Genomic DNA, 13113 nt, shown 5'->3' on the forward strand with positions numbered 1-13113 from the left:
GATGGCAAGCATCGACCAGACGGCGAGACGACCCACTCCCGAAGCCTTGCTGGAACAGGCGGCGACGGAAGGGCGCGGCAAACTCAAGATCTTCCTCGGCGCTGCGCCCGGCGTCGGCAAGACATATGAGATGCTGAGCTCCGGCGCCCAGCGCCAGAGAGAAGGCGTCGACGTCGTCATAGGCATCGTTGAAACGCATGGCCGCGCGGAAACCGAAAATCTGACGCGCGGCCTTGAAACGCTGCCCCGCGGCCGCATCGCCTACAAGGGCCGCATTCTCGAAGAGATGGACATCGATGCGGTTCTCGCGCGCCGTCCTTCGCTCGTTCTCGTTGACGAGCTTGCGCATACGAACGCGCCCGGCTCGCGCCACCCCAAGCGCTATCAGGACGTCGAGGAGCTGCTCGATGCGGGCATCGACGTCTATACGACGCTCAACGTGCAGCATGTCGAGAGCCTCAACGACGTCGTGGCGCAGATCACGCGCATCCGGGTTCGCGAGACCGTGCCGGATTCGATCATCGACCGTGCCGACGAGATCGAGGTCATCGACGTCACGCCGCAAGAGCTGATCCAGCGGCTGCATGAAGGCAAGGTCTATGTGCGCGACGCGGCGCAGCGCGCGCTGAAGCATTATTTCTCTCCCGGCAATCTGACGGCGCTGCGCGAACTCGCCCTCAGGCGCACGGCGCAGCGCGTCGACGAGCAGATGCTGAGCTATATGCGCGCGCATGCGATTGCGGGACCCTGGGCGACGGATGAACGCCTCCTCGTCTGCATCGATGGCGGCCCGGCCTCCACCGGCCTCGTGCGCTACGCGCGGCGCTCCGCCGACCGGCTGCGCTGCAACTGGGCGGCGATCCATGTCGAAACGCTCGGCCATATTCCGGTGAGCGAGGCAGAGCGCGACAGGTTGAGCGAGGCGCTGCGTCTCGCCGAGACGCTGGGTGGCGAGGCCGTCACGCTTTCCAACGATCACGTTGCCGACGCGATCCTTGCCTATGCGCGCGAGAGCAATGCGACCCAGATCGTCCTCGGGCGGCCGCATGGCACCCGCTGGTTCGCGGCCTTTCGGCCCAACGTCACCAGCAATCTCATTCGCAATGCCGGGCAGATCGGCATTCATGTCGTGCCGGGCGATTCCGGCCCGGCAGAAAAAACCATCCGCACGCGCGTCGCGGGTGAAGGCGTTGACCTGATGCCTTATGCAATGAGCACGTTGACCGTCGGCGCGGCAATCGGCCTGGGCCGCCTCATCCATGTCATCACGCCGCTTCCCAATATCTCGCTGGTTTTCCTCGCCGCGATCCTCTTCACCGCCGTCAATTACGGGCTCTGGCCCTCGCTCTATGCGTCGCTGATCAGCACCCTCGCCTATAATTTCTTTTTTCTCGCACCGCTTTACACCTTCACCATCGCGGACCCGGCAAATATTCTCGCCCTCATCTTCTTCACCATCGTTGCGGTTCTCACCAGCAATCTGACGGCACGCACGCGGCGCCAGATCGTCGTTGCCCAAACGCGCGTCAAGACGACGACGGACCTCAATTCCTTCAGCCGCAAGCTTGCCGGCATCAATGACCTCGACGATCTGCTCTGGGCGGCGTCCTTCCAGATCGCCTCCATGCTGAAACTGCGCGTCGTCTTCCTCTTTCCCGCCGACGGCCATATGAGCGTCGCCGCAGCCTATCCGCCGGAAGATGTCGCGGATGACGCGGACCTCGCCGCCGCGCGCTGGGCCTTCGACCATCAGCGCCCGGCGGGCCGCAGTTCGGACACGCTGCCCGGCGCCAAGCGCCTCTTCCTGCCGATCAAGACCGCGACCGGTATGCTCGCGGTCGTCGGCCTCGACCGCGAAGCGCCCGGCCCGCTTTTCACTGCCGATGAGCGACGGCTTCTTGATGCGTTGCTCGACCAGATCGCGGTTTCCATCGAGCGCATCAGGCTTGCCGAGGATATCGACAATGCGCGTGTGATGAGCGAAACGGAGCGGTTGCGCGGCGCCCTTCTCACCTCCATCTCACACGACCTCAGAACGCCGCTCGCCTCGATCATCGGCGCGGTCTCGAGCCTCAGAAGTTATTTCGACCAGTATGATGCGAAGCAGCGCACGGACCTCATTGCGACCATCGAGGACGAGGCCGAACGCCTCAATCGCTTTGTCGGCAATCTGCTCGACATCACGCGCCTCGAATCCGGCGCACTCAACATTCGCACCGACCGGGTGGAGATCGGCGAACTCATCGAAACGGCGCTGCGCCGCGCCGCACGCATGCTCGCAAAGCATCGCGTGGAGGTCGCGCTCTCGCCTGACCTTCCACCCGTCCGCGCCGATGCCGTTCTGCTGGAACAGGTGATCTTCAATCTGCTCGACAATGCCGCAAAATATTCGCCGCCGGGCAGTCTTGTCCGCATCGGCGCCGAGCATGCCCATAGCGAGATTCTTATCCGCGTGACCGATGAAGGCGAAGGCATACCGCCCGACGAGATCGATCTCATCTTCGACAAGTTCCATCGCGTACGCGCAGGCGATCAGCGCCCGGCCGGAACGGGGCTTGGCCTCGCCGTCTGTCGCGGTTTCGTGGAAGCGTTCGGGGGGCACATCACCGCCGCCAACCGCGCCGACCGCCACGGCGCACAGTTCACCATCGCGCTGCCTGTGGGCCCGCTCGATGCATCAGACAAGGCAAGATATCAGGCATGAGTGCATCGACGCATATTCTCATCGTCGACGATGAACCGCAGATCCGACGCTTCCTGCGCACCAGCCTCGGCGCGCAGGGCTATCGCCTGTCTGAAGCGGCGACCGCCGCCGAGGCGCAAGCGATGGCGGCGAAAGACGAACCCGACCTCGTCATTCTCGATCTCGGCCTTCCCGACGGCGACGGATTTTCAGTGATCGAGACGTTGCGTGCACATTCGCATGTTCCGATCATCGTGCTGTCGGTACGCAGCGACGAGCAGGGCAAGGTCCGCGCACTCGATCTCGGTGCCGACGACTATGTGACGAAGCCCTTCGGCATGGAGGAACTGGTTGCGCGCGTGCGCACGGCCCTGCGTCACAAACTTCAGGTGCAGGGCGAAGCGCCGATCTTCCGCAGCGGCGATCTCACCGCCGATCTTGTGCGTCGCCTCATCACTGTTGGTGGCCGGGAAATAAAACTTTCCGCGAAGGAATATGATCTCCTGCGCATTCTCATCATGCATGCAGGCAAGGTGCTGACGCATGGCTTCCTGCTGCGCGAAGTCTGGGGCCCGGCGCATACGGAAGACGTGCAATATCTCCGCGTCTATATTCGCCAGCTCCGCGAAAAACTCGAAGCCGATCCCACCTTGCCGCAATTAATTCTCACCGAGACAGGCGTGGGCTACCGGCTGCGAGCGGAGTGACGAACGGCATTCAACAGATCATCGTCAGCGGCGCCATCTCCAATGCGCCCTCCATCCGGCTCGCTCCCGGCCAGTCCCTGCGTGGCGAAGATGACGGAGCTTCCATCACCTTCACCCTGGGCAAAGACGGCGTTCAGCTTTCATCCGACAATCGCGTCCACAACATCCATCTCAAGACCTCAGTGGGCAAGTGCGCGATCCTCAACGACACCGCTGTTGCGAGCTTTGGGCGGATCGAACTGCGCGGCGTCACGACGACCGGTCGCGTCCAGATTCTGGCGCGCGACGCGGTGCGCGGCGGCCATGTCGACGTGAACGGCCACTACACCCCCGCCACCAAGGCGGACGTCGCCGCCGAGCGCGCCTATATGGTCGATCTGCATCAGCAGGTGCTCAACCTCGTGCGATCCGGCCAGTCATGGGACGAACTCTATCGCAACGTCCACTTCAGCAACGATGGCAAAAAATGGATTGCCTTCGACAGCGTCCGTCCCAAATCAAAATTGCCCAAGCGCCACGCGACGTACGGCATCCGTATCGGTTGGTTCGTGACCGACTTTGTGAGCGGGTGCAGGTACCTCCTGCACAGTATTGGTCACCTTGCCGATGCCGGTGACTTCCACTTCGACCACGTCGCCCGGATTCATGGGGCGCGAATTTGCGGGTGTGCCTGTGAGCACGATGTCGCCCGGCAGAAAGGTGATGTGTCGCGATAGATCGGCGAAGATGTAATCGATCGGGAAGGTCATGTCGCTGACCGGCCCGTCCTGCACCACCTTGCCGTTAATGTAGGTGCGCACGCTCTCCTTGCGGATATCGACACCCCTGACGATGCCGGGGCCAATCGGACAAAAACCGTCCTGGCCCTTCACCCGCAGCATCGAGCCTGCATCCGTGTCGCGAAAATCTTGCGCACCGACATCGTTGGCCGGAGCAAAACCCGCGAGATGATCCCAGACATCCTCGCGCGCAATATTGCGCATCGGCTTGCCGACGATCGCCGCGATCTCGCCCTCATAGTTGAGATATTTGCAGTTCGCGGGCCGATTCAGAAAGCCGCGATGGGAATTGAGCGTCGTCAGCGGCTTCTGGAAATAGGTCGGCGTCACCAGCGGCGGAGCCTTGAACTCGGCGCGACGAGAGTCGTAGTTCAAATGGATGCAGATGATCTTGGTCGGATCGCAAGGCGGAAGGTAAACAGCATCGGCGTCGGCAACCGTGCGTCCATCGCCGAGCCGCAGCCAGTCTCCTTCGGGACGCACCCATTTCGGCGTTCCTTCGTGAAGGATACGGCGCCATTCCTCGCGGGGACCATTCAGAACCGACATTCATTTCTCCCGTTCATTTTCTGATTTGGATTCAGCCGGGGAGCTGATCCAGCAAGCTCCCCGGCAATGCTCGCCGCCCATACTCTGGGGAAGCGGCGGACATGGTCGATCTCGTCGCCGCTATTCGGCAGCGGTCTCCATGATGCCCTTCATGACACCGGCGACGGGCTCGTGCCCGTAGGTGTCGCGCTGGTAATATTCAGACTGATGCGTCGCGGGACGGGCGCCCCAACCAATTTCACACATCCAGCCCGAGGGGTTCATGAAATAGAACGAATACATATGATCGTTGGCATGACGCCCCGGCGCGATCGCGACGGGAACGTCGTTCTGCCGCACAATTTCGTAAGCGAGACCGACGTCGTCGAAACTCTCCACCTCGATCATCAGGTGGTTGATCCGCTTGGTGCCGGGCGGGCCGAAAGCGATCGTGTGATCGCGGCTGTTGCAATGCATGAACATGAGTTCGGCTGGCCGAGGAAGGCCCGGAAAGGGAATCTTGTATTCGATGCCACCGCGCATGCCGAGCAGCTTGTAGAATTCGTACGTCTTCTCAAGGCCGACCGTCTCGCGCTGGATCAGATGTCCTAGCCCGCCATCGCCGGTTTTGAACTTGCCATGCATCCGCCGCCCCGGATGAAACGGCTTGTCGAGCTGGAGCTGCGGCCCGTGAAAAATTTCGAGCGGATAGCCGCTGGCATCCTCGAACTTCATCAGCTCAAGGACACGGCGATCGTCAGCTTCCTCCGGTGTGCCGATGCGGACTTTCACGCCGGCATCTGAAAGCTGTTTCTGCATCTGACGAAATTCCTCGACGCCCGCGACGCGGAATCCGAGATAGTCGACATCGTCATGGCCGTTTTCCTCGACGATGAATCGATGATGCCAATAATCCATGCGGAAATAGCAGCGACCCGCCTCGCCTTCATCGACCACTTCCAGTCCGAGTATCCGGGAAGCGTAGTCCTTCCATTTATCGAGGCTCTTGACGCCGAGCCCCATGTAGCCAAGCTCCGTGACCTGCACCATGCCCATTCCTCCCCTCAGGCGAACGATCCTTTGCGGATCGATATGTTCTTGATGTCGCTATAGAAGTCGAAGCTCCAGGTTCCGCCTTCGCGGCCGATCCCGGAATCCCGGCTTCCGCCGAAAGGCACCGCGAGATCGCGCACGAAGAAGCAATTGACCCAGACCGTGCCCGCTACGACCTTCGATGCGAATGCGGTCGCGCGCGCTTCATTCCGGCTGAAGAGCGTCGCGGCAAGGCCGTATCTGGTGCCATTCGCAAGCTCGATCGCCTCATCGTCGGATGAGAAGTTCTGCCAGGTGAGAACGGGGCCGAAGACTTCGCGCTGCGCGATTTCGAGTTCCGGACTCACGTTGGAAAAAAGCGTCGGCTGGAAATAAAGCTCGCCGAAATTGGCGCGCGAGCCGCCCCAGAGCGGCACGGCCCCATCTGCCTTGGCGCGGTCGACGAAGCCCGCGACACGATCGAAATGCTCTTTATGAATGAGCGGTCCGACACGAGTATCCTTGTCACGCGGATCACCGACGATCATGTGGCTCGCGGCGCTGCGAACTTTTTCCAGAAACGGTTCCTCGATCGATTTCTCGACCATGATCCGAGTACCGGCAAGGCAGACCTGCCCCGCATTCATGTATTGCGCGGCCACCGTTTGCGCCGCCGCATCGAGATCGGCATCTGCGCAGACGATGAAAGGCGACTTTCCGCCAAGCTCCGAACTCATCGGCGTGATGGAGCGCGCCGCTGCCTGACCAATGATTTTCGCCGTGTCCGTCGAGCCCGTAAAGCTGATGCGATCAACATCGGGATGATTGACAAGCGCATCGCCAGCTTCTTCGCCTATCCCCTGCACGACATTGAGAACGCCTGCGGGAACACCAGCAGCATGGGCGATATCGGCCATCAGCGAGCAGGTGAGCGGCGCCCATTCCGGCGGCTTGACGACGATGGTGTTGCCAGCGGCGAGCGCGGGGCCAACCTTCCATGTCGTCAACATCAAGGGCGCATTCCACGGCGTGATCAGTGCCGCGACGCCTGCAGGATCATATCTCACATGATTGACGACCTCGGGCGAGTCGATCGAATGACCATCGAGCGTCAGCGCCCAGTCGGCAAAAAATTCGATATTCTGTGCCGCGCGCGGAACGACCCTGTGCACGTTGCCCATGAGCAGCGAACCGTTGTCCATGGTTTCAACGGCGGCAAGTTCATTTGCGCGCGCCAGAATGCCTTGAGCGAAGCGCTTCAGGATCGGCAAGCGACCTTTGGGACCAAGAGCGGCCCATGCCGGAAACGCCTTGCGGGCGGCGGCGACAGCCTGATCCACCTCCGCCTTGCCGCCGGCGGCGACATCCGCCAGGTGCGAACCGTCCACCGGCGACATATTGGCGAACCCCCGTGCAGACGATACGCGCCGCCCGTCGATCCAGTGATCGGTCGAGACCTCGACACCGGCAATATTTGCAACATTCCTCGCCATCACACCGCCTCCGCAAGCTTGAGTTCCGGGGCGAGCGGCGCGTCTTCCTTCAGGAAACGGTCGACCAGACGATCGGCCCGACCGCGGTCGGCGATCATGTGGGCGACCTGCTGGTTGCGCGCGCCAGAGGCCAGATAGAAGCGCTCATATTGTTCGCCGCGGCTTGCAAGCGCGCTACCTGTAAAGTCCCAGGCGAGACGGAAGAGGCGGCTGCGCGTCTCGGCGTCGATACCGTTTGCTCCATGCATGTAGCGATCGATGAGCGGCCGCAAGCCCGGATCTGCAAGCTGCGCTTCGGTCGGCGCGGCCAACAGATTGTGCGAACCGAGAAGACGGATGATCTCGTTCACGCGGGGGAACCAGCTCGGCAGCAACGATTTCAGCGCGGTGAGCGGCGCACCGTTCGGGAACCAGACACCGTTACCGAACTCATAGGCGTCCTGTTCGGCCGACTGGATGCAGGAGCGCGCGAATTGGCCATAGCTCCACAATTCGCCCAGCATCTGCACGGATGGCGGCTGCAACCCGCCAATCGCCTCCGTCATGCGCGTTGCGATGCCCCATGCGAATTCGAGCTTGGTCTGTGCCCGGATCATGGTTTGCTGCATCACATTCGGAAACCAGCCGGTTGCCATAACCTGATTGTAGACATTGACGTTGCAGTTGATGTGGATGCGGTCTCGCGGGACCTCCACATCGTCAAAGATGACAAAGGCATCCTGCTCGTCGAAGCGCGAAGATAGCGGATGGTCGCGCAAGTTAAGCGTGCCGGCGCAGCTGTCACGGCAGATGAATTTGAGGCCGGGCGTGTTGATGGGGATGCAGAAGGAGAGTGCATAGTCGTGCGCATCGGGGCGCACGGGATGCGCCGGATAGACAGCAAGCTCGTCCGCAAAGGGGGCAAGCGTCGCCAGAACGCGGGCGCCGCGCACAATGATGCCGTGTTCCGTCTCACCGACCTTATGAAGCGGCACTTCATTCGGCGGACCCACGATATCGCCGGCCGCCTTGTCGACCGTCGGATGGATGATGGTGTGGGTGAGCGAGATGTCATTGCGGCGCAGGAATTTCTGATAGTTGACGAGGTTCTCCGCGCCCTCCTCATTGCCGTTCGCGCCCCATTCGTCAGAGCGGCCTGCAAATCCCGCATAGGTCACGTTCATATAGTCTGGCGATCGCCCCATGACGCCGACTGTATATTCCGCATGGCGCGCCAGCGCCTTGTGGCGGCGCAGAATGTCCTCCTTCGAGCGCGGAATCATGTGGCTGGCATTGATCTTCTCGCCCGTTTCCGGGTCCGGCATCAGGCAGTCCTCTGCATAGGCGTATTGCAGGTCGAAAAGACCGGCAAGGCCGCGCGCGGCGCCTGCGAAGGCCGGATGATCGACAATATCGGTGACGCGGTCGGACCCTACCCAGATCTCGCGGTCGCCCTTCAGACCCTTCAGGAATTCCTTTCCTGTACGTGCCGCCATGTGCGCTCCCCTCCCTTGAATGTGGGACGTCGCCTCATGAGTGCGCGCCCGTTTATGATTCAATTCATTTATGAGTACAATCACTTTTAAAAAACGTGTCAAGCGTCGAGTTATATTGCGGCGGCGAAAGGTGCGATTGACAACGGGGAGCGATCGGCCAAGTTGTTTCTTCGACGAGAATTCGAGCGAGATTCGCAGGAAGAGCGGTAGGAAGTGGCTGAAACCAAGGCGACGAAGGTACGGAAGGCGGGCGTCCCGCCCATCCCACGCACAGGACGGCGCGAGCGCAATAAACAAGAAAAGCTCGACCGGATTCTTGCCGCCGCCCGCGATCTTTTTGCCGCCAAGGGCTTCAACGAAACGACCACGCAGGAAATCGCCCAGCGCGCCGATATCGGAACGGGCACGCTGTTCCTCTATGCAAAGACCAAGGAAGACCTCCTCATCATGGTCTTCCATGACGAAATGATCGAAACGTCACGGACAGCTTTTCGCAAGGTTTCGCCGGACACGCCGCTGATCGATCAGCTCATGCAGGTCTTCAACTCGATGATCGCCTATCACAATCGCGACTTGCCGCTCGCGCGCGCGCTCATTCGCGAAATCACCGTGCTCTCCCGCCCCGAACGCCGCGAGGATGTGCGCTCGCTGATGCGCGTTATCTATAGCGGCATCGCCGATCTTCTTGCGGCGACGCAGAAGAAAGAAAAACTACGGACGGACGTCGATCTGATGATGGCCGCCGAAAATTTTTTCGGCATCTATTACCTCAGCCTGATCGGCTGGCTCGGCGGACAAACGACGAAGCAGGACTTCGTGAAAAGACTTCGCAGAAAGCTCACAATCGCCGTCGAGGGGCTGATCGATCGCACCGCCGGAACGCCCGCCGCAGCGAAAAACAGATCGGCGCAAAAAATCAGATGATCGCACCCATATATTGACTTTAGTCAATTATGATGGAACTCATTTATATAGTTGCGCCATGCGAATTCGCACGGGCGCCCAACATGAGAGCAGATCATGTCTTCATCATTGAAAGCCCGCTGGAAGGCGGGAGAAGTGACGCTCGGCGCCTGGTGCATGATTCCGAATGCACTAACGGCTGAAGCGCTGGCACATGGCGGGTTCGACTGGGTACTGATCGATATGCAGCATGGCTGCATGGATTATCAGACGGCCCTCGACATGATCCGCGCCATCGATCTTACGTCGGCCATTCCCATCGTGCGCGTGCCCTGGAACGATCCCGGAATCATCGGCCGCGTTCTCGATGCGGGCGCTCTGGGCGTCGTGATCCCAATGATCCAGACGGTGGAAGATGCGCGCCGCGCAGTTGAGGCCTGTCTTTATCCGCCGGCAGGCCGCCGCAGTTTTGGCCCTGTGCGCGTCGGCATGCGCGACGGGCCCGGATATTTTGCCGAAGCAAACTCGCGCGTCGCCGTCATTCCCATGATTGAAACGCTGGAAGCGCTCGCGGCGGTCGAGGATATCGCGGCTGTACCCGGCGTCGACGCTCTCTTTGTCGGCCCGTTCGACCTGTCCGTCGCGCTCGGCCTTCCACCGGGCGACAATGACGGCAAGCCCGCCTTCGATGCGGCGATCCGCAAGATTTCGAATGCCGCCAAAGGAGCCGGTGTGGCGACGGCCGTTCTTTCCAACGCCAAGGTCGCACCGCTCCGCATCGAGCAGGGCTTTCAGATGATTTCCGTCACCACCGATATTTCCGCTCTCACCATGGCCACGCGTGCGGACCTTCTGACGGTTCAGGCAAGCACGAAGGGAAACGCACATGCTCGATAAAGCGACACGGACAAAAATCGTTACCGATCTTTGCGGGGTCTATGAGACACGAAAGCCCATACGCCTCCTCACCAAGACCTATCCCGAAATCGAGATCGAGGATGCCTATCGCATTCAGGAAGAATTCGTCGCGCGCCATGTGAGCAAGGGGGCGCGCATCAAGGGATACAAGGTCGGCCTCACCTCGAAGCCCATGCAGGAAATGGCAGGCTCGACGGAGCCCGATTTCAGCGCCATGACCGACGATTTCTTTCTGCCGGAAGACACGCCCCTGCCCGCTGCACGCTTCTTCGCCCCCATGATCGAAATCGAGATCGCCTTCGTCATGAAGCACGCGTTGAGGGGACCCGGCATTCTACCTGTCGACGTGCTTCGGGCGACGGACTTTGTTCTGCCCGCAATCGAGATCGTCGACTTCCGGCTCGCACGGGAGCCCGGCATGAATATCATCGACACGGTTGCGGATCTTGCTGCCTGCGGCGCAGTCGTTCTCGGCGCCAATCCCCGGCGGCTCGATGCAATCGACATTCGGCGCGTGAAGGGCTCGATCATCCGCAATGGCAAGATCGAGCAGGAAGGCGAAGCCTCGGCCGTGCTGGGCAATCCGGTGACCTCGGTCGCCTGGCTCGCGAACAAGCTCGGCGAATTCGGTGTCACCTTCGAGCCGGGCCACGTCATCCTGACCGGATCCTTCGTTCGCGCCATGCCCGTCAATGCGGGCGACGACATCGTGTGTCGCTTCGATCAGGGGTTTGGTGATGTCGCAACAAGTTTCATCTGACCGGAGAGGCCAGAAGGCGATATAGTAACCTTCGTTCCCTTGGCGGTTCCCGTTTGCCAAGGCCTCATCGAAAAACACGAGAAAAAGCGACATGCCGATAATCAGAGGTTACAAGCAGCTAATGGCGGAGGCGCGGGAGAAAATCCGTACACTGACGCTTGCGGAGGCCGAGGCGCTGCTTGATGCCCCTAACGTCGTCTTCGTCGATATTCGCGACGTCCGCGAGTTGGAGCGCGAAGGCATCATTCCGGGGGCCTTCCATGCTCCGCGGGGAATGCTGGAATTCTGGGTTGATCCGGAAAGTCCTTACTACAAGGATATTTTCGGCTCAGGAAAGGAATTCGTTCTCTACTGCCAGTCAGCCTGGCGCTCTAGTCTCGCGACAGCCGCTTTGCAGGATATGGGACTGACGAATGTCTGCCATATCGAGGGCGGCTTCGGGGCATGGAAAGAAGCCGGGCTGCCCATCGGGGAAAAGCCGCAGCACAAGCGCTGAGCTGCCCCTTCTCGGGAAACGGAGAGCGCCACGCCAGCGGTGCACAATAGAGAAAGACATTCGATTGGCGGCAGGCCCAAAAAATCTGCAGAATCCGCTTGTCGAGCTTGAACGGCTGGAATCGCTCGACAGCATGGAAGGCATCGTCCATGTCGAGCAATCGCAACCTTCGCGCCTCTATCGATACGTTCCGAGCGGCGCGCTGCTTCACGCTGTCTATCCGGGCGTGCTCGCCGCGCTGACAATTGCGCTCGCCTCTTCATGGCTCTCACAGCATTACGGCGCGCCGGTCATGCTGTTCGCGCTGCTGTTCGGCATGGCTTTTCATTTCCTGCATGAAGAAGGGCGCTGCGTTGCCGGGATCGAGTTTTCGTCACGCACCGTGTTGCGTGTCGGCGTCGCGCTTCTCGGCGCTCGCATCACGGCTGCACAGATAGAAAGTCTTGGCATCGTCCCGGTCGCAACGGTCGTGGTCGGCGTTGCCACAACAATCCTCGTGGGCATATTGCTCTCCAAACGCCTCGGGCTGGGTGGAACCTTTGGCCTCCTGTCCGGCGGCGCCGTCGCGATATGCGGCGCGTCGGCCGCGCTTGCCATTGCGTCGGTATTGCCACATCACAAGGAGAGCGAACGGGACACCATCCTCACCGTCGTCGCGGTGACCGCTCTCTCCACGCTTGCGATGATCCTCTACCCGGTCTTCGTCACAGCGCTGAAGCTCGATCATGCCCATGCCGGGATTTTTCTGGGCGGCACAATCCACGACGTCGCCCAGGTCGTCGGCGCAGGTTTCATGATCTCGCCCGAGACCGGCGACGTTGCGACCTATGTGAAGCTCCTGCGCGTGTCCATGTTGCTCCCGGTCGTCTTCATCATCGCGCTTGTCGTCGCCAGAAACGCCAGCACCGCCGCATCCAGAAAAGCTCCTTTGCTGCCTCCGTTTCTGCTCGGCTTCGCCGCGCTGGTCGCATTGAACAGCTTTGGTCTCCTGCCAAAGCAATCCATCGAGGGTGCCACAGATGTCTCGCGCTGGTGTCTGATAACGGCCATTGCCGCGCTTGGCATGAAGACGTCATTCAAGGATCTCGTAACCGTCGGCTGGCGGCCAATCGGCCTGATGCTGGCGGAAACCGCGTGGATCGCCATCCTCGTCCTCGTCTCGGTCGAATTCTTCGCCTGACGCCTCGAAGCTTCGGCGGAAACGATTGGACGGCGCGGGCGTAGAAGAACCTCCAGGCTGAGCCTCGCGATTCAAATCTCTGCCATTTTCGTGCGCTCGAATCCATCATTGCGCAAAAACCATTCAGAGTTCGGCGATGCGACTGCGGCTTATAGCTCG

The 13113-nt window shown here is 60.7% G+C and carries 12 protein-coding genes; 7 read left to right on the forward strand and 5 right to left on the reverse strand.

The window, feature by feature from the left end; genetic code table 11:
* Position 1: 1 nt before the first annotated feature.
* Both WA943_RS04570 and WA943_RS04575 read left to right on the forward strand, forming a co-directional pair.
* Positions 2–2704, forward strand: a complete 2703-nt coding sequence (locus tag WA943_RS04570; RefSeq protein WP_424468663.1) for a DUF4118 domain-containing protein — start codon at positions 2–4, stop codon at positions 2702–2704.
* On the forward strand, positions 2701–3390 hold the full coding sequence (locus WA943_RS04575; protein WP_424468664.1) for a response regulator: 690 nt from the start codon (positions 2701–2703) through the stop codon (positions 3388–3390). The genes WA943_RS04570 and WA943_RS04575 overlap by 4 nt, the downstream gene beginning before the upstream one ends.
* 179 nt (positions 3391–3569) lie before the next feature.
* Here the strand turns inward: WA943_RS04575 and WA943_RS04580 are convergent, their stop codons facing one another.
* The 5 genes from WA943_RS04580 to WA943_RS04600 form a co-directional block, all read right to left on the reverse strand.
* A complete protein-coding gene (locus tag WA943_RS04580; RefSeq protein ID WP_424468665.1) occupies positions 3570–3773 on the reverse strand; it encodes a hypothetical protein in 204 nt (67 codons plus the stop codon).
* 114 nt (positions 3774–3887) lie between these two features.
* Entirely contained in the window at positions 3888–4718 is an 831-nt protein-coding gene (locus WA943_RS04585) for a fumarylacetoacetate hydrolase family protein (protein ID WP_424468666.1), read from the reverse strand.
* Positions 4719–4838: 120 nt separating this feature from the next.
* Positions 4839–5747, reverse strand: coding sequence for a VOC family protein (locus tag WA943_RS04590; RefSeq protein ID WP_424468667.1), 909 nt, complete (start codon positions 5745–5747; stop codon positions 4839–4841).
* 14 nt (positions 5748–5761) lie between these two features.
* Complete coding sequence (locus WA943_RS04595) at positions 5762–7222, reverse strand: aldehyde dehydrogenase (RefSeq protein WP_424468668.1); 1461 nt, start codon at positions 7220–7222, stop codon at positions 5762–5764.
* Complete coding sequence (locus tag WA943_RS04600; protein ID WP_424468669.1) at positions 7222–8697, reverse strand: 4-hydroxyphenylacetate 3-hydroxylase family protein; 1476 nt, start codon at positions 8695–8697, stop codon at positions 7222–7224. Before WA943_RS04600 ends, WA943_RS04595 begins: the two co-directional genes overlap by 1 nt.
* 213 nt (positions 8698–8910) lie before the next feature.
* On the opposite strand from WA943_RS04600, the gene WA943_RS04605 reads away from it, so the two are divergent.
* From WA943_RS04605 to WA943_RS04625, 5 genes are all read left to right on the forward strand, one after another.
* Positions 8911–9621, forward strand: a complete 711-nt coding sequence (locus WA943_RS04605) for a TetR/AcrR family transcriptional regulator (protein WP_424468670.1) — start codon at positions 8911–8913, stop codon at positions 9619–9621.
* A 96-nt stretch (positions 9622–9717) separates the two neighbouring features.
* Positions 9718–10497, forward strand: a complete 780-nt coding sequence (locus tag WA943_RS04610; RefSeq protein ID WP_424468671.1) for an HpcH/HpaI aldolase family protein — start codon at positions 9718–9720, stop codon at positions 10495–10497.
* Positions 10487–11278, forward strand: a complete 792-nt coding sequence (locus tag WA943_RS04615) for a 2-keto-4-pentenoate hydratase (protein WP_424468672.1) — start codon at positions 10487–10489, stop codon at positions 11276–11278. The genes WA943_RS04610 and WA943_RS04615 overlap by 11 nt, the downstream gene beginning before the upstream one ends.
* A 91-nt stretch (positions 11279–11369) precedes the next feature.
* Entirely contained in the window at positions 11370–11774 is a 405-nt protein-coding gene (locus WA943_RS04620; RefSeq protein ID WP_424468673.1) for a rhodanese-like domain-containing protein, read from the forward strand.
* A gap of 64 nt (positions 11775–11838) precedes the next feature.
* Positions 11839–12954, forward strand: a complete 1116-nt coding sequence (locus tag WA943_RS04625) for a YeiH family protein (protein ID WP_424468674.1) — start codon at positions 11839–11841, stop codon at positions 12952–12954.
* The last annotated feature ends 159 nt before the right edge of the window (positions 12955–13113 follow it).

Origin of the sequence: Parvibaculum sp., assembly GCF_049651025.1 — a bacterium.
Taxonomy (GTDB): Bacteria; Pseudomonadota; Alphaproteobacteria; order Parvibaculales; family Parvibaculaceae; genus Parvibaculum.

Coding starts and splice junctions, on each gene's coding strand:
- WA943_RS04570 (WP_424468663.1), top strand. CDS start 2: ATGGCAAGCATCGACCAGACGGCGAGACGACCCACTCCCGAAGCCTTG.
- WA943_RS04575 (WP_424468664.1), top strand. CDS start 2,701: ATGAGTGCATCGACGCATATTCTCATCGTCGACGATGAACCGCAGATC.
- WA943_RS04580 (WP_424468665.1), bottom strand. CDS start 3,773: ATGCAGATCGACCATATAGGCGCGCTCGGCGGCGACGTCCGCCTTGGT.
- WA943_RS04585 (WP_424468666.1), bottom strand. CDS start 4,718: ATGTCGGTTCTGAATGGTCCCCGCGAGGAATGGCGCCGTATCCTTCAC.
- WA943_RS04590 (WP_424468667.1), bottom strand. CDS start 5,747: ATGGTGCAGGTCACGGAGCTTGGCTACATGGGGCTCGGCGTCAAGAGC.
- WA943_RS04595 (WP_424468668.1), bottom strand. CDS start 7,222: ATGGCGAGGAATGTTGCAAATATTGCCGGTGTCGAGGTCTCGACCGAT.
- WA943_RS04600 (WP_424468669.1), bottom strand. CDS start 8,697: ATGGCGGCACGTACAGGAAAGGAATTCCTGAAGGGTCTGAAGGGCGAC.
- WA943_RS04610 (WP_424468671.1), top strand. CDS start 9,718: ATGTCTTCATCATTGAAAGCCCGCTGGAAGGCGGGAGAAGTGACGCTC.
- WA943_RS04615 (WP_424468672.1), top strand. CDS start 10,487: ATGCTCGATAAAGCGACACGGACAAAAATCGTTACCGATCTTTGCGGG.
- WA943_RS04620 (WP_424468673.1), top strand. CDS start 11,370: ATGCCGATAATCAGAGGTTACAAGCAGCTAATGGCGGAGGCGCGGGAG.